Origin of the sequence: Halopelagius inordinatus (assembly GCF_900113245.1) — an archaeon.
GTDB classification, from domain to species: Archaea; Halobacteriota; Halobacteria; order Halobacteriales; family Haloferacaceae; genus Halopelagius; species Halopelagius inordinatus.
On sequence record NZ_FOOQ01000001.1, the window covers coordinates 973,201 to 995,514 of the forward strand.

Annotated in this window: 22 protein-coding genes; 13 read left to right on the top strand and 9 right to left on the bottom strand. The window is 66.8% G+C overall.

The features are described from left to right. The first annotated feature begins 107 nt into the window (after nucleotides 1–107). The 5 genes from cyoE to BM167_RS05100 all read left to right on the top strand — a co-directional run bounded on the left by cyoE (nucleotide 108) and on the right by BM167_RS05100 (nucleotide 4,939). Complete coding sequence (cyoE, locus tag BM167_RS05080) at nucleotides 108–1,463, top strand: heme o synthase (RefSeq protein ID WP_092891111.1); 1,356 nt, start codon at nucleotides 108–110, stop codon at nucleotides 1,461–1,463. After that, nucleotides 1,460–2,131: a DUF7546 family protein gene (locus tag BM167_RS05085; protein ID WP_092889655.1), complete on the top strand. Its 672-nt coding sequence runs from the start codon at nucleotides 1,460–1,462 to the stop codon at nucleotides 2,129–2,131. The genes cyoE and BM167_RS05085 overlap by 4 nt, the downstream gene beginning before the upstream one ends. A 76-nt stretch (nucleotides 2,132–2,207) precedes the next feature. Further along, on the top strand, nucleotides 2,208–2,438 hold the full coding sequence (locus BM167_RS05090) for a SelT/SelW/SelH family protein (protein ID WP_092889658.1): 231 nt from the start codon (nucleotides 2,208–2,210) through the stop codon (nucleotides 2,436–2,438). A gap of 4 nt (nucleotides 2,439–2,442) precedes the next feature. After that, nucleotides 2,443–2,856 carry a hypothetical protein gene (locus tag BM167_RS05095; protein WP_092889661.1) on the top strand — a complete coding sequence of 138 codons (414 nt, stop codon included), beginning with the start codon at nucleotides 2,443–2,445 and terminating at the stop codon, nucleotides 2,854–2,856. A gap of 121 nt (nucleotides 2,857–2,977) precedes the next feature. Further along, the gene (locus tag BM167_RS05100) at nucleotides 2,978–4,939 is read left to right on the top strand and encodes an ATP-binding protein (protein ID WP_092889664.1); all 1,962 of its coding nucleotides are present in this window, start codon (nucleotides 2,978–2,980) and stop codon (nucleotides 4,937–4,939) included. 7 nt (nucleotides 4,940–4,946) lie between these two features. On the opposite strand, the gene BM167_RS05105 is transcribed toward BM167_RS05100, so the two are convergent. Beyond that, nucleotides 4,947–5,969 carry an aldo/keto reductase gene (locus tag BM167_RS05105; protein ID WP_092889667.1) on the bottom strand — a complete coding sequence of 341 codons (1,023 nt, stop codon included), beginning with the start codon at nucleotides 5,967–5,969 and terminating at the stop codon, nucleotides 4,947–4,949. Between the two features lie 230 nt (nucleotides 5,970–6,199). Here BM167_RS05105 and BM167_RS05110 point away from each other — a divergent pair, with 230 nt between their 5' ends. After that, nucleotides 6,200–7,246, top strand: coding sequence for a Gfo/Idh/MocA family protein (locus BM167_RS05110; RefSeq protein ID WP_092889670.1), 1,047 nt, complete (start codon nucleotides 6,200–6,202; stop codon nucleotides 7,244–7,246). An 18-nt stretch (nucleotides 7,247–7,264) separates the two neighbouring features. Here the strand turns inward: BM167_RS05110 and BM167_RS05115 are convergent, their stop codons facing one another. After that, nucleotides 7,265–8,650 carry a PQQ-dependent sugar dehydrogenase gene (locus tag BM167_RS05115; protein WP_092889673.1) on the bottom strand — a complete coding sequence of 462 codons (1,386 nt, stop codon included), beginning with the start codon at nucleotides 8,648–8,650 and terminating at the stop codon, nucleotides 7,265–7,267. 98 nt (nucleotides 8,651–8,748) lie between these two features. Here BM167_RS05115 and BM167_RS05120 point away from each other — a divergent pair, with 98 nt between their 5' ends. From BM167_RS05120 to BM167_RS05130, 3 genes are all read left to right on the top strand, one after another. Then, nucleotides 8,749–9,735 (top strand): ABC transporter ATP-binding protein, encoded by a 987-nt coding sequence (locus BM167_RS05120; protein ID WP_092889676.1) that lies wholly within the window; start codon nucleotides 8,749–8,751, stop codon nucleotides 9,733–9,735. Then, entirely contained in the window at nucleotides 9,732–10,493 is a 762-nt protein-coding gene (locus BM167_RS05125) for an ABC transporter permease (RefSeq protein WP_092889679.1), read from the top strand. Before BM167_RS05120 ends, BM167_RS05125 begins: the two co-directional genes overlap by 4 nt. Nucleotides 10,494–10,790: 297 nt before the next feature. Beyond that, on the top strand, nucleotides 10,791–11,447 hold the full coding sequence (locus tag BM167_RS05130) for a bifunctional 4-hydroxy-2-oxoglutarate aldolase/2-dehydro-3-deoxy-phosphogluconate aldolase (protein ID WP_092889682.1): 657 nt from the start codon (nucleotides 10,791–10,793) through the stop codon (nucleotides 11,445–11,447). On the opposite strand, the gene BM167_RS05135 is transcribed toward BM167_RS05130, so the two are convergent. After that, nucleotides 11,444–12,136 carry a carbonic anhydrase gene (locus BM167_RS05135; protein ID WP_092889685.1) on the bottom strand — a complete coding sequence of 231 codons (693 nt, stop codon included), beginning with the start codon at nucleotides 12,134–12,136 and terminating at the stop codon, nucleotides 11,444–11,446. The two genes, BM167_RS05130 and BM167_RS05135, sit on opposite strands and share 4 nt — an antisense overlap. 247 nt (nucleotides 12,137–12,383) lie before the next feature. On the opposite strand from BM167_RS05135, the gene BM167_RS05140 reads away from it, so the two are divergent. The 3 genes from BM167_RS05140 to BM167_RS05150 all read left to right on the top strand — a co-directional run bounded on the left by BM167_RS05140 (nucleotide 12,384) and on the right by BM167_RS05150 (nucleotide 17,248). Further along, a complete protein-coding gene (locus BM167_RS05140) occupies nucleotides 12,384–12,869 on the top strand; it encodes an Lrp/AsnC family transcriptional regulator (protein ID WP_092889688.1) in 486 nt (161 codons plus the stop codon). 499 nt (nucleotides 12,870–13,368) lie between these two features. Beyond that, nucleotides 13,369–14,853 (top strand): proton-conducting transporter transmembrane domain-containing protein, encoded by a 1,485-nt coding sequence (locus tag BM167_RS05145; protein ID WP_092889690.1) that lies wholly within the window; start codon nucleotides 13,369–13,371, stop codon nucleotides 14,851–14,853. Then, entirely contained in the window at nucleotides 14,843–17,248 is a 2,406-nt protein-coding gene (locus tag BM167_RS05150; RefSeq protein WP_092889693.1) for a DUF2309 domain-containing protein, read from the top strand. The genes BM167_RS05145 and BM167_RS05150 overlap by 11 nt, the downstream gene beginning before the upstream one ends. 137 nt (nucleotides 17,249–17,385) lie before the next feature. Here BM167_RS05150 and BM167_RS05155 read toward each other — a convergent pair whose 3' ends face one another. The 5 genes from BM167_RS05155 to BM167_RS05170 form a co-directional block, all read right to left on the bottom strand. Beyond that, complete coding sequence (locus BM167_RS05155; protein WP_092889696.1) at nucleotides 17,386–18,987, bottom strand: PH domain-containing protein; 1,602 nt, start codon at nucleotides 18,985–18,987, stop codon at nucleotides 17,386–17,388. A 1-nt stretch (nucleotide 18,988) separates the two neighbouring features. After that, entirely contained in the window at nucleotides 18,989–19,456 is a 468-nt protein-coding gene (locus BM167_RS05160) for a PH domain-containing protein (protein WP_092889699.1), read from the bottom strand. Between the two features lie 120 nt (nucleotides 19,457–19,576). Further along, nucleotides 19,577–20,380, bottom strand: a complete 804-nt coding sequence (locus tag BM167_RS05165; RefSeq protein ID WP_092889702.1) for a DUF7260 family protein — start codon at nucleotides 20,378–20,380, stop codon at nucleotides 19,577–19,579. Then, on the bottom strand, nucleotides 20,377–20,511 hold the full coding sequence (locus BM167_RS18855) for a hypothetical protein (protein WP_281244620.1): 135 nt from the start codon (nucleotides 20,509–20,511) through the stop codon (nucleotides 20,377–20,379). The genes BM167_RS05165 and BM167_RS18855 overlap by 4 nt, the downstream gene beginning before the upstream one ends. Before the next feature lie 97 nt (nucleotides 20,512–20,608). Further along, nucleotides 20,609–21,067, bottom strand: coding sequence for a copper resistance protein CopD (locus BM167_RS05170; protein ID WP_092889705.1), 459 nt, complete (start codon nucleotides 21,065–21,067; stop codon nucleotides 20,609–20,611). Nucleotides 21,068–21,166: 99 nt separating this feature from the next. Between BM167_RS05170 and BM167_RS05175 the strand changes: the two genes are divergently transcribed. Next, nucleotides 21,167–21,451 carry a DUF8113 family protein gene (locus tag BM167_RS05175; RefSeq protein WP_092889708.1) on the top strand — a complete coding sequence of 95 codons (285 nt, stop codon included), beginning with the start codon at nucleotides 21,167–21,169 and terminating at the stop codon, nucleotides 21,449–21,451. Nucleotides 21,452–21,481: 30 nt separating this feature from the next. On the opposite strand, the gene BM167_RS05180 is transcribed toward BM167_RS05175, so the two are convergent. After that, nucleotides 21,482–22,312: an inositol monophosphatase family protein gene (locus tag BM167_RS05180; protein WP_092889710.1), complete on the bottom strand. Its 831-nt coding sequence runs from the start codon at nucleotides 22,310–22,312 to the stop codon at nucleotides 21,482–21,484. Nucleotides 22,313–22,314 lie beyond the last annotated feature (2 nt).

Below are 22,314 nucleotides of genomic sequence, written 5' to 3' on the forward strand. Positions count from 1 at the left end.
AAAGCGCGGGGCCTAAATAGAGTGCGTCCTAACCGTCGAACAGGTGATTACTCGTGGAATCGACTGACACTCACGATACCGTCCACGGCCTCCTCGCCGCCACCGCGATGGGCGTCTATCTTCTGTTGCTCGTCGGGGCGACGACGGCCGTGACCGACGCCGCCGCGGCGTGCACGGCGTGGCCCGCCTGCGGTGACGGGTTCGCCACGCCGACGACGCTCGCGGGGTGGGTGGCGATAGGCCACCGAATCGCGGCGGTGGCCGTCGGACTGCTCGGCGTCGCGACGCTCGTCGCGGCCCTCCGCGCCGACGTCGAACGCCGCGTCCTCGTCCCGATGGTGGTCGCCGGTGCGTTGTACCCGGTGCAGGCCGGACTCGGCGCTCTCGTCGCGACGGACGCGGGCGTCGGCGGGACGCTCTCGGCCGTCCACCTCACCGTCGGGATGGCCATCTTCGGCGGCCTCGTGGCGGCGCTCGCGTGGTCGCTCGAATCGGAGACCGGCGACCCGACGGAATCGCCGTCGGGCCACCCCGAACCGGACCTCCCGCCCGCGAACTCGCACGACCCTGCCGTTCCGACCGACCCCCTCGCCCGCGCGAAGGCGACGGCGAACGCCTACTTCCGAATGATGAAGCCGCGGCTGATGTGGCTGCTCTGTCTCGTCGCCTCCGCCGGGATGGCGCTCGCGAGTGCGACGACCAGCGGTCTCACGCCCGAGATAGTGCTGGCGACGCTCGGCGGCGGCGTCCTCTCTATCGGCGCGTCGGGGACGTTCAACCACGTCTTCGAACGCGACATCGACCGCCGCATGTCCCGGACGAACGACCGACCGCTGGCGACGGACCTGATTCCCGTCCGCAACGCGATGGCGTTCGGCCTCGTCCTCGCCGCGGCGTCGCTCGCGCTGTTCGCGTGGGTGAACGTCCTCGCGGCCGTCCTCGGACTCGCCGCGATTCTGTTTTACAGCGTCGTCTACACGCTCATGCTGAAGCCCAACACGGTTCAGAACACGGTCATCGGCGGCGCGGCGGGCGCGCTCCCGGCGCTCATCGGTTGGGCCGCGGTGACGGGGTCGATAGGCCTCGGCGGCGTCGTCCTCGCGACTGTCATCTTCCTGTGGACGCCCGCGCACTTCTACAACCTCGCGCTGGCGTACAAAGACGACTACGAACGCGGCGGCTTCCCGATGATGCCCGTCGTCCGCGGCGAGACGGTGACGCGAAAGCACATCCTCTGGTATCTCGGCGCGACGCTCGTCGCCGCGGGCGCGCTGGCCGCGACGGAGACGCTCGGTCTGCTGTACGCGCTGACGAGCGTCGCCTTCGGCGGCGTGTTCCTCTACTTCGTCGTCCGCCTGCACTACGAACAGACGGAGGGGGCCGCGTTTCGGGCGTTCCACGCATCGAACGCGTATCTCGGGGCGGTGCTCCTCGTCATCGTCGTCGAAGCGCTGGCGCTATGACCTCCGTCTCGACCACTTTCGCCCGTCCGTCGCGCGACGACGTGCTCCTCGTCGGACTCCTCGTCAACACGCTCGTGGTCGCATCGCTCGTCTACGTCGTGGCGTCCGGCATCTCCGTAACCCGGCCGCGCTACTCGCTGTACGGTCTCGCGTGGATACTCGTCGGCGTCCTCGCCGTCTGGAAAACCGACGTGGCTCCGACGGACCCGACGACCCGGCGACGGGCCGCCGCAGTCGCCGTCGGGTACGCCGTCGTCCTCGCCGCCGCGGGCGGCGTCCTCGTCACCGCGATGGCCCCGGGACAGGGCCAGTGGGGCGTCCGAATCGCGACGCTCGCACCCGGATGGGGCCCCGCACCCGTCGTCTCGACGCCGTACGCCGCCCTCGTTCTCATGCCCGCCCGCGTCGTCGGCTACCTCGCGTTGGCGTATCTCGTCTACGCCACCGTGATAGATGCCTCGGGGTCCGCGGTGTCCGGCGTCCTCGGACTGCTCTCTTGTGTCTCCTGTTCGTGGCCCGTCGTCGCCTCGCTTCTGACCGGCGTCGTCGGCGGCGGGTCCGCCGTCGCCGCGGTGGCGTTCGACTTCTCCTACGACATCTCGACTGCGGTGTTTCTGATCACGGTCGGACTGCTCTACTGGCGGCCGTTCGGCTTTCGAGACGACTGAGTCGCCGCGCCGCCCCGCCGGTCCGTCGTCGCGCGTTGACGCGGGCTTTACCTTGCTTCGTAGCGAACGCCGACGTATGACGACAGTCGAAATCGAGTACTGCGTTCCCTGCGGCTTTCTCGACAGGGCGGAAGCGATTCAACACGCGCTCCTCGAACAGTTCGGCGACAGACTCGACAGCGTCGCGTTGGTGACCGGCGACCACGGCGTCTTGACCGTCGCGGTGGACGGCGAGACGGTGTGGGACAAAGCCGACGACGAGTACGACGTAGACGACATCACCCGTCGCGTCCGCGGGGCGCTTTGAGGCGGTGAAGTCGGCCGAACACGCCGTCGTCGGCGCGGTCGTCGGGAGCGTCGCCGCCCTCGTCCTCGTCGGAACGTCGTCGCTCCCCGTTCTCGCGGGGTTCGTCGCGTACGGTGTGCTGTTGAGCGTCTTCGTCGATTTGGACCACTTTCTCCTCTCGCGGGCGGTGGTCGGCGACTGGCGGCATCTGCGAGTGGCCGTGACGAACCCCCGAATCGGCCTGATAGAACAGGAGAGAGTGTTCGAGGGGTACAACGACGTACTCAGACCTCGCAGGCTCTTCAGTCACCACCTCGTCGGCGGCGTCCTCGTGTTCGGCCTCGGCGCCGCCGGACTCGGTTCGCTCGCGGTGTTCAGCGCCGTCGTCCTCTACGCGCACGTGCTCTGTGACTACCTCCGTGACCTCGGGTACGCCTGAGTTGGTGCGCTCGGACCGCGGGAGGCTACTCGGCGAACGGCGCCGTGAGAACCGCACACGACCGAGTCCGCTACGCCGCTTTTGGAACACATCTATCCGTGTACGGCCCATATCGCTTCCAATGGGAGAGGGGAAGACGTCAGACGTATCCGAGGAAACTACCCCGGCCACCGTCCTCGGGCGGTTCGCCGAACCCGTCTTCGCACTCGACGAGGAGTGGCGGTTCACCTACCTCAACGAACCGGCCGAAGACGCTCTCGGGCGGAACGGCGACGACCTTCTCGGAACGGCCATCTGGGACCTCCTTCCGGATCAGATGGTCCCGACGATCAGAGAGCGGTTCGAACTCGCGGCGGACACCGGAGAGGCCGTGACGGCAGAAGAGTACTACCCCCCGTCGGACGTCTGGTTCGAGATGCAGATATTCCCCGCGGAGTCCGGGTTTTCCGTGTTGCTCTCCGACGTGACCGAGGAGGTCGACCGGCGAACGACGCTCGAATCCCGTGAACGCGCCCTGAAAGACGCCTACGAGATAATCGCCGACCCCGACCGACCGTTCGAAGAGCAGATAGCCGACCTGTTGGAAGTCGTCCGAGAAACGGTCGGAACCGACTACGCGACGCTCTCGCGGATAGAGGGCGGAGAGTACGTCTTCGAGGCGGTCGCCGCACCGGTGGACGCCGACGTGACGAAGGGAGACTCGATACCGTTGTCGGCGACGAACTGCGAACGCGTCGTCGAGACCGAACGAACGCTCGTCCTCGAAGACATCGAATCGGACGCGCCGGAGTTGGCGGGCCGCGCGGGCAACGTCGATTTGGGTATCTCCTGTTACCTCGGCGCGCCGGTGTTCGTCGGAGACGACGTCTACGGGACGTTCTGTTTCTACGGCACGGAGTCGCGGGCCGAAGAGTTCACAGACTGGCAGACCGCGTTCGTCGAACTGCTGAGCGGTTGGGTGAGTTCGGCGCTCGACCGGCGGACGCACGAACGGGAACTGCGCGACGCGAACTCGCAGTTGGAGGCCGCGACAGAGGCCGGGGCAGTCGGCACGTGGGAGTGGGACGTCTCCACCGACGAAATCGTCGCGAACCCGTCGTTCGCAGAGCAGTTCGGCATCGACCCCGACGTGGCCCGCGACGGGGCGGCACTCGAAGCGTTCGTCTCGGCCATCCACGAGAACGACCGAGAGCGGGTCGAAGCGAAAATCCAGGCGGCGGTCGAATCCTGCGGGGAGTACGAAGCCGAGTACCGGGTCAGAAACTCGGACGGCGAGTTCCGGTGGGTGGTCGCCCGCGGGCACGTCGACTGCGACGACGACGGCACGCCGCGTACGTTCCCCGGCGCACTCACCGACGTGACGGAGCGGAAACGCACCGAAAAGGAACTGCAAGCGTCGAACGAGCGGTTAGAGCAGTTCGCGTACGCCGCTTCCCACGACTTACAGGAGCCGTTGCGGATGGTATCGAGCTATCTCCGCCTCGTCGAACGTCGGTACGCCGACGCACTCGACGAGGAGGGCGAGGAGTTCATCGACTTCGCCGTCGACGGGGCAGAGCGGATGCGCGAGATGATAGAGAGTCTGCTCGCGTACTCGCGCGTCGAGACGCGGGGCAACCCGCTCGAACCCGTGGACGTCGGCGAAGTGCTCGCGGACGTGCGGGTGGACCTCCAGTTTCGGATAGAGGAGACGGACGCCGATATCACGACCGGCGACCTCCCTCGCGTCGTCGGCGACCCGGACCAACTGCGCCAGTTGTTCCAGAACCTGCTCGACAACGCCATGGAGTATCGGAGCGGCGAGGCACCGCAGGTCACCGTGTCGGCGGACCGGTCCGGCGGGGAGTGGGTCATCTCCGTCAGCGACGAGGGTATCGGCATCGACCCCGAGGACCAAAGACGGATCTTCGAGGTGTTTCAGCGCCTCCACACACAGAACGAACACGCCGGAACCGGAATCGGACTGGCGCTCTGTGAACGCATCGTCGAACGGCACGGCGGCGACATCTGGGTCGATTCCGAACCCGGCGAGGGGGCGACGCTCTCGTTTACCCTCCCGGCGGCGAACGACTCCGAGACGTGAGTTGCGGTTACTGTCCCCAGACCTTGCCGTCTTCGGCGTAGCGGGCGTTCATGATTCGCTCCCACTGGTCGTCCGAGAGGTCGACCTCAGCCGCGCCGACGTTCTCGTCGAGTTGGTCGGTGGTGCGCGCGCCGACGATGGGGACGACGGTGGCGTCGGGATAGTCCATCAACCACCGAAGCGACACCTGCGCGGGCGTGGCGTCTTCTTCCTCTGCGACGTCGGTCACGGCGTCTAAGACGTGCCATCCGCGCTCGGAGAGGTAGAACTGGTCGAACCGTTCGTCGAAGTCGGCGCGGGATCCGTCGGGCGCTTTCACCATCGTCGGGTCGTCGGGGTCGGCGCGTTCGTACTTCCCGGTGAGAAAGCCGCCCGCGAGCGGCGAGTACGGACAGACCGCGAGTCCCTGGTCGCCGCAGACGTCGAGATAGTCGGCGACGTCCTCGTAGTAGCCCGCGTGGAACAGCGGTTGGGTCACCTCGAATCGCTCGTACCCTTCGACGTCGGACTTCCAGAGCGCTTTGGTCAGTTGCCACGCCGCCATCGTCGACGCGCCGAGGTAGTTCACCTTCCCCTCTTCGACGATGCGGTCGAGCGTCGAGAGCGTCTCCTCTATCGGCGTGTTCTCGTCCCAGCGGTGGATGTAGTAGAGGTCGAGGTAGTCGGTTCCGAGGCGGTCGAGCGTCCCCTCTATCTGGTTTCGGATGTGCGTCCGCGAGAGGCCCGACCCGTTGGGGTTGTCGTCGTCGAAGCCGAAGTACACCTTCGAGGCGAGGACGAAATCCTCCCTGTCGTAGTCAGAGAGCCAATCGCCGATCCAGTCTTCGCTCGTCCCGTTGGGGTCGCCGTAGACGTTCGCGGTGTCGATGAAGTTCCCGCCGCGGTCGGCGTAGGCGTCGAGGAGTTCGTGGGCCTCCTCTTTCGACGTCTCCAACACGCCGCCGGTCTTGCGTCCGAACCGCCACGTGCCGAAGCAGAGTTCGGAGACGGTCGTCCCGGTCGTACCGAGTCGTCGGTAGTCGAGGCTCATACCGAACGTCTCTCCCGCGTCGGTGAAAAGCGTGACAGTTGCGGCGAGAGCCTCGACCCCGGACGCTTCGCTCTCTCACTGAACTCCCGGCTCGGCCGGCCAGTCACCCGATTTCGCCTCCGAACGCGGAACCGACGACGACGGAACCGGTCGAATACGTCGTGTCTCACTCTCGATAGAAATTCGGCATCTCCGGAGGGTTTTTGACCCCCCGTCCCTCCTGTGACGCCATGACACATCTGTCGGTAGTCGCCATCGGTCTCGGCTCTCTGGGCCGACTGGAGAGCCACATCGCGAACTCGATCGACGGCGTCGATATCGTCGGCGGGGCGGATCCCGCAGAAGACGCCCGTGCGACGTTCGAGTCCGAACTGCACGCGCCCGCGTACGGCTCTCACGAGGAATTACTGGACGACGTCGACGCCGACGCCGCCATCATCTCCTCGCCGCACACGCTCCACTTCGAACACGCGATGTCGTGTCTCGAACGCGGCGTCCACGTCCACTTGGAGAAGCCGATGGTGACCGACCTCGGCGACGCCCGCGCCCTCGCCCGCGAGGCGGAGGCGCGCGACTGCGTCCTGGCGGTCGGCTACCAGCGACATTTCGACGACCGGTTCCGCGAGATGCGACGGATAATCGACGAGGGCCGCATCGGCACGCCCCACATGGCGACCTGTCACCTCGAACAGGTGTGGATAGACGCCGTCGGCGACGGGTGGCGCGGGAACCCCGCGCTCTCGGGCGGCGGCCAACTGTACGACTCGGGGTCGCACCTCCTCGATTCGCTCCTGTGGACGACGCGGAGTACGCCCGTCTCCGTCGCCGCGACGGTGGACTCCCGCGGCGCGGACGTGGACGTAAACTCCGCGCTCGCCGTGACACTCGAACGCGGCGACGACCGGATGACCGCGAGCGTCGGCGTCTCCGGCGCGGGGGAAAGCGGGCCCGCGCCCGGCGAGATGCTCTCTATCTGGGGCACCGAAGGTTCGGTCTCCTTCGACGGCGAGATAATTCGCGTCACCGAGGACGGGGCGACTCACGAATCGACGCCCGCGGAACCGTCGTTCGAGGACCTGACAGAGCGCAAACTCGGCAACTTCTTCGACGCGGCTCGCGGCGACGCGGAGTCGGAGATTCCGCCCGCGGACGCGGTGAAAGTGACGGCGCTCACGGAGGCGGCGTACGAGTCCGCGGAGTCGGGTCGCCGCCTCGCGGTGGACGCCGGTCTCGAAGCGAGCGTCGAGACTCCCGCCGACGCCGTGCAGAACGACTGAGCGGCGAGACCCGACTTCTCACGGCGCGACGAGGCGGGAGAGCGCGCCCGACGACCCGGAGACGCCGCCGTCCTCGTCGGTGAGCGCGTACAACTCACCGTCGCCGCCGCGGCCGAACGAGAGGACGTTCGAACCGAGCGACTGCGCCCCGGCGACGGACACCGCGGAAACCGGCCACGGCGTCGTCTCGGCGTCGGGGTCGGCCGCGAACAGGCGACCCTCGGACTGCCAGTCGGCGAAGACGTACGCGCCCGAGAGGTCCGGTATCGCGTCGCCGCGGTAGACGTACCCGCCGACGACGGCGACTCCCGAGACGCCGTCCCCGGAGTGTGAGTACTCGATTACCGGGTCCACGAGAGAGTCGCCGTCGGACGTCTCGGTCGGGCAGTCGTCCGCGTCGAAGCAGTGTGCGCCCTCGCGGACGTTCCACCCGTAGTTTCCGCCCGCGGTCACTCGATTCACCTCTTCGTACGCGCTTTGTCCCACGTCCGCGACGTAGAGGTCCTCGCCGTCGAAACTCATGCGCCACGGGTTGCGAAAGCCCCACGCGTACTGGTCGTCGAACCCCTCGCGCCCGACGAGTGGATTGTCGTCCGGGACCCCGTACGGTTCGTCGTCCGGCCGGGAGTCGACGTCTATCCGCAGGACGCTCCCGAGGCGGTTCTCCGTCACGTCCTGTCCGTTCCCACCGGAGACGGCGTCGTACCAGTCCTCGACGTGTCCCCGCCCCTCGTCTCCGCCGCCGCCGCCGTCGCCGACGCCGACGTAGAGGTAGCCGTCCGGTCCGAACGTCACCGACCCGGCGTTGTGGTTCGACTGCGGTTCGGGAATCTCCAACAGCGTTCGCTCCTCGGCCGAGGGCGCGTCCGAATCGGGGTCTACGGTCAGTTCGCTCAGGACGAACGTGTGGCTGTAGTTCGACGGCGTCCCCGCCCGGTTCGGTGCGCTGTATCTGACGAACAACCGACCGTTCTCGGCGAACTCCGGGTGCGCCGCCACGCCGAGAAGTCCGCGTTCGGTGTAGCCAGACACGCTCACGACGCGGTCTCTCAGGTCGAGATACGGCGTCTCCGCGGCCGTCGTGAACGGAGGGTCGCCGGACTCGTCCGACGGCGTCCCCGCGCGGCCCTCGTCGGGCATCTCCCAGACGACGCCCGGTTGGTCGACGACGAACCGGCGGCCGGTTCCGGCGGGCGCGAAGAAGTCGACGGGCGACGCGAACCCCTCGGCGACCCGTTCGAGTCCGACCGTCGCCCCGGACAGAGAGTCGGTGCCGGAGGAAGTACCGTCTCCGGTCGCAGTCCCGGCGTCGGCGTCGGGGGACCGACCACCGCACCCGGAGAGTGCGCCCGCGAGTGCGGCGGCGGACCCGGCGAGAAACCGCCGTCTATCCACGAAATCCATGGACGGACCTGCGGGCCGTGTCGGATTAAAGCCTCGTCCGTCGCGGGTCCGCGGTCGATTCCGAATCGCTTACCACCGGACGAGACGGAGGGAGACACATGGACAAGGTACTCGTCGCCGAGAGCGTCCGCAAGTCCTACGGCGACGTAGACGCGCTTTCGGGCGTCTCGCTCTCCGTCGCCGAGGGAGAGGTGTTCGGACTCATCGGCCCGAACGGCGCGGGGAAGACGACGCTGGTCCGGGCGTTGACCGGAACGACCGACGTCGAGGGGACGGTCAGCATCCTGGGGTCGCCGCCGGAGTCGGCGGACGAATCGCGCGTCGGCCTCCTCCCGCAGTCGTTCTCGCCCGCCAGTCGCCTCACGGCCCGCGAACTCGTCTCCTACTACGCGGGCCTCTACGACGAGGCGCGCGACCCGGAGGCCGTCTTGGCGGACGTCGGAATCAAGGGCGACGACGCCGATGCGTGGTACGAGAACCTCTCGGGCGGCCAGAAGCGTCGGACCTGCGTCGCGGCGGCCCTCGTCAACGACCCCGACGTCCTCTTTTTGGACGAACCGACGACGGGCATCGACCCCGCGGGGCGACGCTCCCTCTGGGAACTCCTCGAATCGCTCGCCGACGGCGGGACGACGGTGTTTCTGACCAGTCACTCGATGGCGGAGGTCGAACGCCTCTCGGACCGCGTCGGCCTGCTCGCAGACGGCGAACTCGTCGCCGTCGGAACGCCAGCAGAACTCGTCGACGCCCACGGCGGCGACAGTAGACTCCTCGTCGAGACGGCCGCCGACCCGGACCCCGCCGCCCTCGCGGACAGTCGGTTCCGCGTCTCGACCCGCGGCGTCGGACTCGTCTTCGAGGGCCTGACGCCCCGCGACATCGGCGACGCCGTTCGCGCGTTGGACGACGCGGGCGTGTCGTTCGACTCGTTGACGTGGACGCAACCCGACCTCGAAGACGTCTACCTCTCGCTTACCGGCGAGTCGTTCGAGGCGCGCGGGCGGTCGGACGCCGGGTCGGTCGCGGAGGCCGACTCCGACGCGGACTCGGATGCTCACGTCGCCGAGGCGGGTGGTCGCCGATGACCGCCGTCGGGCGCGTCCGCGCCACGTTCCTCGCCTCGTGGCACTCCTTTCTCCGCCGCCGGACGGCGGTGTTTTTCACCTTCTTTTTCCCCGTCATCATCGTCCTCATCTTCGGGGCGTTGGTGCAGACGCAACCGACCGGCGGCGGCCTGTTCGCCGAACCGCCGGGCTACTACGTGCCGGGCTATCTCGCCGTCGTCGTCCTCTTTACCCCCCTCTCGCGTATCGGGTCGAGCATCGCCCGGCACCGCGAGGGGAATCGCTTCGAGAAACTGGCGACGACGCCCCTCACGCGCGTGGAGTGGTTGCTCGCACAGACGCTCGTGAACGTCGTCGTCATCGGACTCGCCGCGCTCGCGCTTCTGGTCCTCACGGTTCTCGTGACGGGCCTGTCGCTGCCGCTCTCCGCGGAGACGCTTCTGGTCGTCCCGTTCGTCGTCCTCGGCGTGACGCTGTTTTGCGGCCTCGGAGCGATTATCGGGCGCGTCGCCGACTCCCAAGACGGCGTCATCGCGGCGTCGAACACCATCGCGTTGCCGCTTTTGTTCCTCTCCGAGACGTTCGTCACGCCGTCTCTCCTGCCCGCGTGGTTCCGACCCGCGGTGGACCTCTCTCCGTTGACCTACTTCGCCCGCGGCGTCCGCGCGGTGACGTACGCCGACGCCTCGGGGGGCGCGCTGTCGAATCTTGCGGTGCTCGCGGCTCTCGCGGCCGTCTTCTTCGCCGCGGGCGCGTACGCGATTCCGCGGACGGACTGAGGCGACGCCGAGAGAGCGAACGTCGGCACCGACTCTCGTCTGGGGGATGGCCGACGCGCCGACGTACAACGAGACGGCGGACGGAATGACGTCGCGGTACAGTCTCTCGTAATCGATGTCTTCGAACGTGGTGGGCGACCGTTCCGGACCGCTTACGTCAGGGAAGGGTCGGTAGCATATGTACTTGTCACGCGCCCACATACGTCACGGAGGCGGCATCTCCGGGTACCGACCGCGCGCCGCAGTACTCCCGTCCCGCGGGGCTTTAATATCGAACGTGGCGCAGGTGGAGACGACATGGTCGCACTCGACGTACACGAGGATATGGACCGACTCGCCGAGAGCGGCGTCGTCGCGGTGATGCGCGGGGCCGACGCCGACACCGTCATCGAAGTCGCACAGGCCCTCAACGAGGGCGGCGTCACGGCGTACGAGATAACCGCCGACAACCCCGACGCGATGGAACTCATCCGCGAGTTGTCCGGATCGTTCACGGACGACGAGGCCATCGTCGGGGCCGGAACCGTCCTCGACGGGGAGACGGCCGGACAGGCAATTAGAGCGGGCGCGGAGTTCGTCGTCAGCCCGAGTTTCCACGAGGACGTCGTCGAGACGAGCAACCGCCACGGAACCCTCGTCGCGCCGGGTATCTTCACACCGACGGAGGCGATACGCGCCTTCGAGACCGGTGCGGACTTCGTCAAACTGTTCCCGGCCTCGACGGCGGGTCCGAAGCATCTCTCCAGCATCCAAGGACCGCTTCCGCAGATTCCCATCATGCCGACGGGCGGCATCGACATCGACAACGCTCCGGCGTTCATCGAGGCGGGCGCAGTCGTCGTCGGCGCGGGAAGCGCCATCATGGACGCGGACGCCATCGAGGCGGGCGACTACGAGTCCATCACGGAGACGGCCCGCGAGTTCACCGACGCGATAGAGGCCGCCCGCAGTTAGAGCAGCGAACGGACCCGGTCGCCGTACTCGTCCGGAACTCGCTCTCGAAGCGCGTCCCCGTCCGTCTCGCCGTCGACGCTGACGAGGTACGCCGCGCCGTCGTCGTCGCCGTACGCCCGTTGGAAGTCGTAGACGAACCCCGAGACGGTCACGTCGTCGGGGACGTCGTCGCTCTCGACGAGGAACCGCACCTGCACGCGGACGGCGTATTCGACGAGACGGTTGACCGCCTCTCCGGCCGCCGTCTCCTCGTCGTACGCGCCCTCCTCTCGCGCGTCCTCTACGACCGGCACGAGCCGAGAAATCGCCTGCTGGACGCCCGGAAGAGCGTCGCCCCCCTCGCCGTTAACCGCGTCGTAGGCGGCCGTGACCGCTCCGCACCCGGTGTGTCCGAGGACGACGACGTCGTCGACGCCCAACGATTCGACGGCGTAACCGACGGCGTCGTTCGCGACGAGTTCGTCGTCCACGTCGGTCCACGCTTGGTTACCGACGTTGACCGAGGTGAACAGTTCGCCCGCCGCCGCCACGTCCCACGCGCCCTCGGCCGGGACGCGCGAATCAGAGCAACTCACCGTGACGATGTCGGGGTACTGTGCCTCTCTGAGTCCCGAGAAACGGTCCGGGGGGGTGTCTCGTACGTGACGTTCGTTGCCTTCGAGAAGACGGTCGAGTCCGGTCGAACTCATACGTGTAGGTCGGGTGGCGACCCGAAAAATGGTTTCTCGTCGAGCGAATCCTCGGAACGGTGCGACCGGTGTCCTCGACGCACAGGCGATATACGCCGAGGCTCTCTCACTGCGAACCCCTACGCCGCCCACCTCCTAACACGCTACCCGCGCGAGATAGCCCTCTCGGGCAGGCGAAAATAGAGAACTCGGTGACGTGCCCGAGCAACGTACAAAGGTAAAGTGCCTTTGTCGCAGATATACGCGTATGGCCGAGGAAGAGATCGACGACGTGGACAGAGCGGTTCTGTACGCATTACAGGAAGATGCCCGAAACATGTCGTCCGGAGACATCGCAGAGCGAACCGGTACCTCGGACAGTACCGTCCGCAAGCGCATCCAGCGTCTCGAATCCGACGGCGTAATCAAAGGATACAGCGCCAGTGTCGATTATCAGAAATCGGGCTATCCGCTCCGCATGTTGCTCTACTGCACCGCTTCGATACCCGAACGCGGTGAGCTCATCCCCGAGATTCTGAACATCGACGGCGTCGTGTCGGTCCAAGAACTGGTCACCGGTGAACAGAACCTCCTCGTGACGGCTATCGTCGAGTCGGATGGCGATATCACGCCCGTGGCGCAGGAACTCCTCGACATGGGACTCACCGTCGCCGACGAAGTCCTCGTTCGGAGCCACGAGACGACGCCCTTCGGCAAGTTCGACCCCGAGAACCGTACAGAGGACGGTCGCTAAACGACGACGCGTTCGACGCCCAGCGCAGTCGCGCGCCGGACGACCGACCGACCGACGAGAACGTTTCCTCCGACTTCGAGACAGCCATTCCGAACCAGAGAACGACCTGGTCTTTCTGACCGAGACATCGAACGCTTCGGTAATATCACCTCACCTCGGGAGCGGATTTCTCGTAGAGATCGAATCGATACCGGCGCGTGCGTACGGAGGTGAACTGCCCGTCGAACGGGACAGTATCGAATCTGCTATCGAATCGGTCTAGGACCGGGTATCTCGGAGGTTCGGTCCACGTTGCGAGCCTCCCGACTCTCACTGTCGAGGCCGCTCGACGGCACGGCACCCGAAACCATAATGTTCTATAATGGCTTTTCTTGCGAACGTTTTGTGAATATAGGAACGCTTAATAGACAAACTGTTCTCAAATGCAGGTGAACGCGACCAATAACGGCCCTCCGAGTCCGTCTCGGTTGCCGGAACGGTTCGTAAAACGGACTGAACGATGTCAGGACGCACCTCAAAAACCCCGGTCGGAGCACTGCCGGAGACGACGGTGGAGTCGCCGTTCGTTCCCGTCGCACTAACGTGGCTCGTGTGGGTACTGTTCTCCGCGAGTATCGTCCTCCTTGCCGCCCGAGTCCGGTTCGGTGGCGTCTGGGAGATTCCCGGCGTGGTCGCCGTGGACGGATTGACCGTCCTGATGTGGGTGGTCGTCACGTTCTTCAGTGGCATCGTCCACAGCTACTCGCGCCGCTACATGGCGGGTAGCTCCTACGAAACGGGCTTCTTCCTCACCGTGTTCGGTTTCACCGTGTCCGTGATGGGACTCGTCGCGGCCGACCACATCGCCTCGTTCGGACTCCTGTGGTTGACGATGGGCCTGTTGATGGCGAAACTCATCGGTATCGTCGGCGACTGGGAACAGGCGCAGGCGGCCGCGACGGTCGCCCGCAGGTACTTCTTCGCCAGCAGCGCGCTCCTCGGTGTCGCGCTGACGGCGCTTTGGTGGGCGACCGGAGCGACGACGGTCTCCGGTATCGCCGCGGCGACCGAGACGCTCGGAGGACCGGTGTGGTTCGTCGCCGCCGGGGCCCTCATCCTCGCGGCGATGATTCAATCCGCGCTCGTCCCGTTTCACAACTGGCTCCTCTCCTCGATGACGGCACCGACGCCGGCGTCGGCAGTGATGCACGCCGGGTTCGTCAACGCGGGGGGTATCCTCCTGACCCGTTTCGCCCCGGTCGTCACCGTCGACGCAACGCTCATGCTCGCGGTCGTCGTCGTCGGTGCGGCCAGCGCGTTGCTCGGGAAACTCCTCAAATCCGTCCAGCCGGACGTCAAGAGCAAGCTGGCCTGTTCGACCGTGGGACAGATGGGCTTCATGATCATGCAGGCCGGCCTCGGATTCTTCGGGGCCGCTATCACCCACCTCATCCTGCACGGCTTCTACAAAGCCTACCGGTTCCTCAGCGCGGGCGGGCAGGTCGAACGCACCAGCCCGACAAAGACGACGTTGCAGGAGACGGGCGTCGCGGGTGCCGCAGTGATACTCCTGACCGGACTGACCGGAGGCGCGCTGTTCGCAGTGTTGACGGGGGAAGGAACGAGCCTCGACAGCGGCCTCCTGTTGGCCTTCTTCGTAGTGCTCACCACGCTCCACGCGGCCCGCAGTGCGGTCCGTCACACGTCGCTTCCGGCGATGGTCCGCTACGGGGCGGTTCCGTTGGTGTTCCTTCCGGCCATCACCGTCTATGCTCTCGTCTACACGGCTATCTCGAATCTCCTGACCGGACTCCCGGTCGTCACGGCGCCGACCGAACTGAGCGTGTTCCACGTCGTCGTCGCCGCCGTCTTTCTCGCCGTCTACGTCGCGATGGAAGCCGGCGTCCACGAACGCAGCAAGCGTCTCTACGTGATGCTAGTGAACACGAGCCAACCATCGTCCAGCACCGCCCTGACCGCCAGAGAGGATTACAATGACTACTGAATCCACTATCGAGGACAGCATCGACAAAGCAGCGACCGTCGTCGGAGCGGTCTGGCCGATCCACTCGTTCGTGACGGCCAACCCCCTCTCGGGATTCGAAGACCTGCCGTTCGGCGAGGCGGTGACGCAGGCGGCCGACCTGCTCGGTGGTCGCGGCTACCCCAGTCCGGAGACGTTCCAAGCAGCGCTCGACGGCGGCCAGATCGACCACGAACTGCTCGAATCTGAACTCGCCGAACGCGGCTACGAGGCCGACCCGAAGATGCTGCTCGAGCGCATGGACACCGCCGTCGATCCGGAGACGAAAGACGCCGACACCGAGCGTGTCGACCACGTACTGACGAAGTGGCTGTCGGGCTTTCTCGACGAGGGCTCCGCCGAGTGGTCGATGCCGAACCGCGACGCCGGGTTCTACACTGCCTTCCGTGAGGTGGCCGAGTACGACAGCGAAATCCCCGACGAAGGGGCCGTCGCTGCTCTGCCCGAAACGCCAATCGAGGCCATCGAGGCCGTTCTGGAGCCGTATCCGGAGAGTCAGTGGGTGCCTGTCTTCGAGGAGCAACTGGCCGCGCTCCCCGGCTGGACCGGCTTCATCAAGCAGCGCGCCGACGGCGAGGGCGCGTGGCAGTCGGCCCACCCCATCACGCTTGCGGGCTATCTCGCGGCCCGCCTCTCGTTGCTCGACAGCTTCGGCGTCGCGATCGAACCCTCGACCAGCCACGACAGAACCGAGGTTGACACGGCCGACGAACTCGCCGAAGCGTTCCTGAACGCCTGGGAGGCGAGTTACCGCACCGAAGTCGTCGAGAGCGTCGCCGCCGAGAGCCGGTCGCTCGCCGAGAGCGAGCCGTCGGGTCGCTCGGACGCACAACTGGTCTTCTGTATCGACACTCGTTCGGAGCTCGTCCGCCGCCACATCGAAGCCACGGGCGATTACGAAACCCACGGCTACGCCGGTTTCTTCGGTGTTCCGATGGAGTACCAGGGATACGATGCTGAGGTGTCGGTCGATGCCTGCCCGCCGATACTCGACCCACAGCACCGCGTAACCGAGATTCCGACCGATAAGCACACGCAGGCGAGACACGATCGTTGGTCGAGCATCCGCGAAGCCGCGAGCGAGGTCGTCAAGACGCTGAGAAAGAACCCTGCCACCGCCTTCGGCTTCGTCGAGAACGCCGGCAGCGGGTACGGCCTGGCGCTTGCGGCCCGCACGCTCGTCCCCGGCCGCGTCCACGACCTGTTCGACACCGCCGGTGACGCGGTGCCCGACGACCACGAGTTCTGCGAGCAGGTTGTCCACTACCAGAACTCCTACGCCGGTGATCTCCCGGTGGGACTGACCCACGAGGAGAAAGTCGAGTACGCCGCTACCGCCTTCGAGTTGATGGGCTGGCAAGAGTTCAGTCGTCTCGTCGTTTTCACCGGCCACGCGAGCGAGACGGCGAACAACCCCTACGACTCGAGTTTGGACTGTGGTGCCTGCGCCGGCAACCCCGGCGGCCCGAACGCCCGCGTCCTCGCGACGATTTGCAACGACACCGAGGTCAAGACGGCGCTGCGCGAACGCGGTTTCGACATCCCCGACGACACCGTCTTCCTCGCCGGCGAACACAACACGACGACTGACGAGATCGAACTATACGACGGCGACGTACCCGAGAGCCACGCCGGAGAAATCGACCAGTTGCGCGCGGACCTCGCCACCGCTCGCGAGAACGCGACTGCCGAGCGCGCCGAGTCGATGGGCGCCGAGGGATCGGTGGGCGTGAGTGAGACGGAACGTCGCGCCGCCGACTGGGCCGAGACACGTCCCGAGTGGGGACTGGCCGGTAACGCCAGCTTCGTCGTCGGCCCCCGCGAACTCACGAGCGACCTCGACCTCGACGGGCGCGCCTTCCTCCACTCGTACGACTGGTCGACCGACCCCGACGGCGACGCGCTGGAAGCCATCCTCACGGGCCCCATGGTCGTCACCCAGTGGATCAACACCCAGTACTACTTCTCGACGGTCGACAACGCCGTCTACGGCGGCGGGTCGAAGGTGACCCAAAACCCCGTCGGTAACATCGGCGTCCATCAGGGCAACGGCGGCGACCTGATGACCGGTCTCCCTCTTCAGTCGCTGATGGTCGACGACGACGAACCGTACCATCAGCCGCTTCGTCTCTCGACGGTCGTCCACGCGCCGGTCCAGCGCGTCACCGGCGTCTTGGCCGACCACGAGGAGTTGACCACACTGCTGGACAACGACTGGCTCTCGCTGACGGTCGTCGACCCGACCCAGGACCACCGCGCGTTCCACTACGAGGACGGCCTGGAGTGGACGCCGACGTCCGTTCGGCCCGGAGTCCGCCCGGAGGCGACGAGCGTTCCCACGGTCGCGGACGACTGACCCGAGCGAATCCGCCTCGAACTCGTCGGGCCGTCCCGACGCCTCGTCCGGAGCCACGGATTCCACTTTCTCGGATCCTCTTTCGGTTGCGACGACACGGACACCGACTGACGAAGAGAGGTACTTCGGCGCGCTGCCTACCTGTCGTCCCGCGTCTCACTCGGGGCGACCGAGGAACCCTCGTCGTCGGTCGCCGTTGTACCGTCTCCGCGGCCGTCACCGGCGTCTCGGCGGGGCGTCTCGCTCTGCGCCTCTGACGCGCGGCGGCGACGGTCGGAACGTCTCGCGGCGCGCGCGGCCAGCAATCGCTGGTCGAGTTCGTCGCGGAGGCGGTCCGCCGCGGCGGCGTCTATATCGACTGCGGCGGCGTCGCTCCCGCCGATAGAGAGCGACCCCGCGGTGTCGATAGTGACCGTCGCGAGGCGGAGGCGACGCTGAAACACCGTCCGGCTGTCGATGACCGTCTGGATGCGGTAGTAGGGGACCACCTTGGTCTCGCGCTTCAAAACGCCGTTTCGGGTGACGACGTGGTCCGGTCCGAGCCAGACGCCCCGGTGTTTCCACTTGTAGTGTGCGGCGACGGGAATCGCCGGCAGGACGATGGCGGTCCAGTACCACGGAACCCCGCCGAGGACGGCGTTCGCGGCGTACAGCGCGCCCGTGACGATAGAGAACGCGATGAGATACCGCGCGGCGTAGCGCCGCCGGGTTCGCTTCGGCGGGCGTTCGAACTCCGGGGACCCGACGTGTTCGATGTCGTTGACGAGCGATTCGATTCGGTCGCGGCTCGCGAAGGGGACAGCCGCCTCGGACCCCTGCCCGTTCTCGTTGCCGCCCGGGCCGTGGCCCGCCGTCTCGATGAGGAGCGTCGCGTAGCCCGCCCACCGCTTCAGCGGGTTGTCCGTTATCGTCAGCGTCTGTACCTTGTCGAACGGTATCGACCCGTCGTATCGCTGGAGCAACCCGCGTTCGTACTGGAGTTCCTCTCCGGACCGCACGAGGCGGAAACCGTAGTAGTTCACCACGGCCACAGTCGCTCCGGCGAGCCACGAGACGAGAACCGCGGCGACGACGAGGACGACCATCCCGACGATTGCGGTGGGAAATCCGAACGAGTCGGGGAGAAGCGACGTGACGAACGGCACCGACCCGGAGGCGAAGATGAACACCGCACCGGGGAGGCGGAAGTCGAACGAGAGTGCTCCCAAAAGCGCCAGCTCCCGGTCGTCGAGGGCGAACATCTCCTCGGAGGGCGTCTGCGTCTCCTCCGCGACGTCGTCGCCGCGCTTGAGGCGCGGGAGTTCTCGCTGGAGGCGCTTTGCCTCCTCGAAGGAGACGAACCTGAGCTGTGCTTCCGTTCCGCTTCCGCCCGCCGTCTCGAAGTTCACCACCGCGATACCGACCGCTCTCTGGACGACGTTCCGCGCGATATCGACGTTCTGAACGCGCCGGAGCGGTATCTCGCGCGTCCGTCGCGAAACGACGCCGGAGTGGATATCGAGCGTGTCGGGCGTCAGTTCGTACCTGAACAGTCGGTAGTACGCCACCTCGTAGGCCAACAGCACGGCGACGCCGACGCCCGCGAAGAGAACCAGCGCGGCGGGCCCCGCGAGTCCGACGAACGGGAGGCTCATCCCGCCGCCGGTGGCGAGCATGAACGCGAGAAACGCGAGGATGCTCCCGCCCCTCTGGACGACGCGGTACGGCACCGAGAGCGGCGAGAGTCGGTGTTCGGGCATCTCAGACCGCGTCCTCGCCTTCAGATCGGATGGCGAGTCGCTTCAATCGCTCTTGGAGTTCCTCTGCGCCCTCTAAGGTGAGGCCCGGAACCGTCACGTCCGCGCCGCGAGAGCCCGCGGTGTAGACGACGGTTCGCGCCAGCCCGACGAACCGTTCGGTGGGGTTCCGCGCCGAATCGACGTGTTGGATGCGGACGAACGGCACCACCGTCCGGACGCGGGTGAACACGCCCCGTTCGAGGTACAGCGAGTCGTCTCTGACCTCGTAGGACCACGACCGGTAGCGCGCGACGGCGAGGACGACGCCGAGAGCGAGGATGACCCCGCCGACGGCGAACGGCGTCCACTCGGGGAGGAACGGCGGGGCCAGAAAGCGGACGACGGCGAAGGCGATACCGCCGAGTATCGCCGCGGTGATCGCCGCGCGGCTAGCCCACAGCAGTTGGACGCGCGGGTGCAGTCGCGTCATCGTTCGTCGCGGACGGCGGTTGACTGTCGGAACGCGGGCGAGGCGACGGTGGCGTTCATGGGCGATGATATCTCCTCGCGGAATAAATAGGTGTGGCTACGACCGAACGCCCGCGTCGGGTTAGCCCGTCGTCGCGATACGCCGGTCGACGCGGGAGAGCGCCGTCTCCACGAGGCGACGCGCCGAGGCCAGTGCGTCCAGTCCGGGGTACTCGCAGTCGATGTCGTAGTAGAGATAATCGGTCACGCTCGGGACGAGGCCCGAGAGAGTCCTGCGGTGGGCCACGAGCGTCCGCTGACGCTCTCGCGCGCGTTCGTCGAGTTCGTCTCGCAGGGCGCGAACGTCGCCTCGGAGAGCGACGAGTTCGTCGAACGACCGGGACGAGAGCGGTCTATCGTCGAGGGACGACAGGTCGGTCACGGTCCGTTCGATACCGTCCTCGACGGCGTCGAGCGACTCGAACTCCGCGTCCAACAGGTCGAGAAACTCCCGCCGTTCGCGGGCGGCGCTCTCGCCCGCGGCCACGACGGCGCGGCGGAGTTCCGGCGAGAACGCCGACGCGGAGGTCACTCCGGCAGCGATGTCGTCGCCGAACTCCGCTCTGAGGCTCTCTTCGTACGTGTCGCCGTACTCCTCCTCGTAGTGCGGCACCTCCATGACCGTTCGCTCGTACGCCCTCCGAACGGCAGAGAGAGGCGGCGATGCCGCCATTCTACCGACGGTCTTCACCGCGAGCGGTCCGGCCGACGACCCCGCGGACGCCGACGGTTGCACGTCCGCGACGGCGGCGCAGAACGACCGAAACGCGGCGTTCTCGTCGACGCACCGCCGCCGTTCCGCGCGGAGCGCCGTTCTCGCATCGCCGAGAGACGTCTCTATCGGCGTTCTCCGCCCGTTCCCGGCCGAGTGGCCGTCGGAACTCATCGGTCGACGGTCCGTTCGTACGTTCCGAGTGCGGTGTCGCGGCGAACGACGATGCGCCCGTCCGACTCGCGGAGTTCGATGGTCACCGGGGCGTCGGTCGGAAGGTGCTGGCTGGTGTCGTCCCCTGGCATCTCGTCGTGTGATACAGACGCACGGAGGTTAAAAATATCGGCTTGGTTATATATTATCCTCGATAGTCGTATGTTCTCTCTATATCGACGGGTACGGTCAGTAGATGGCTACGCCGGACGCCAACAGACCGGCGTCGACGAGGAGGAGGACGCCGACGACCGCCGCCGCGCGGAAGACGCCGATAGCCTCGCGGGCGGGCCCTCGGACGCGCTTTTCTCTGAGTCCGTCCGAGAGGCGGCCGTTGCCGACTTCGACGAGTGCCGCGAGGACGAACCACAGACCGAGCATCGCGAGGACGAGGTGGCCTCGCCCAGTTCCTGTCAGCGTCTCGATAGTATATCTCGTCCCCGCCATGTGACCGCCGGTGAGGAACGTGACGACGGACGCGCCGCGGGACCACATCACCAGTTTTCCGGAGAGCGATTCGAGGGGTGCGGCGTCCAACGCGCCGTCGACGGCGGCGGGGAGAATCGCGCCCGCGACGAAGACGACGCTTCCGACCCACAACGCGCCGGTGAGAACGTGCAGTACTGTGACGGCGGTATCGACTACCATATCGACGCCTCCGTCCGCCGACGCCTGAACGTTGTCGGTTTTCGACGGGTTTCGACTCGCCCCGTCAGGTTTTGTGTCCGGGGTCGGTACGGGTGGCGTATGGCAGACGAAGCCGACGGAGACGAGTTCGAGCAGGTTCGAGAACGAGCGATTGCGGCGCTCGAACGAGGGGACTCGGTCTCGATATACCTCGGATTGGTCCACGACGACGGCGCAAACGAGTACTACTTCGGAAACGACGTCGAGGAACGAGAACTCAGAGAGGCGGCCACGGAGCAACTCGGGATGTTGACGCGGGTGCTCGCAGACCAGTCGGGCGCGAGCGTAGAGGAGATAGCGAACCTCGCCGCAGAACGGGCCGAGGCGATGAACCTCCAGCCGTAATCGGCCGCCTCGTCCCCTCCGCGGGCGATATCAGCGGACGGAGTCGACCGCTTCGACCAGTTCCGACAGCGTCGCGTCGTCGCCCGCGCCGACGTACAGGCCCTCGTCGCCGCTTCCCCGCGAACGAACGCCGCTCTCGGCGGCGAGGAGTTCGCCCGCGTACTGTTCGTAGATGTCGGGGCGGAGACAGACGATTCCCTCGATGCCGCCGCGGGCCAAGAGACCCCAGTCCACGCAGGGCGACCACGTCTCGACGACGCGCTTGCACCGGTCTTCGAGGGCCGCCTCGATTCGGTCGCCGAGCGCGGATAGTTCCGGGTCCCGAACCGCAGAGAGGCCGAGGACCAAAGAGACGGTGCCGCGTTCGAGCGGTACGTCGCTCCCGGCGAGGAGGCGTTCGCCGTCGACCGTCGCGCCCTCGCCGCGGCGGGCGACGTACAGCGAGTCCGGCAGCGGTTCGTAGATGGCGGAGACGACCGGGTCGCCGTCTCTGAGGAGGCAGACGGCGGTGGCGAAAGCGGGCAGTCCCGCGGCGAAGTTGTTCGTCCCGTCGAGGGGGTCGACGACCCACCGATACCGGTGTTCACCGTCGCGTCCGGACTCCTCGCCGTGAAACGCGTGGTCTGCGAACGACTCCCGGAGGACGGCCCGGACGCGTTCTTCGGCGTTCCGGTCCGCGACGGCTTTCACGTCGTCTCTCTCGTACTCCGCGTCGAGTGCGCCGTCGCGAAAGGCGTCTCGGAGATAGTCGCCGCCCGCGCGGACGGCCCGCGTCGCCACCGCCGCGAGGTCGTCGAGCGTCGGTTCGGCGTCGCGTCCGGCCGCGTCCGCGGGTGGTTCGGAGTCGCCGTGGTCGTCCATAG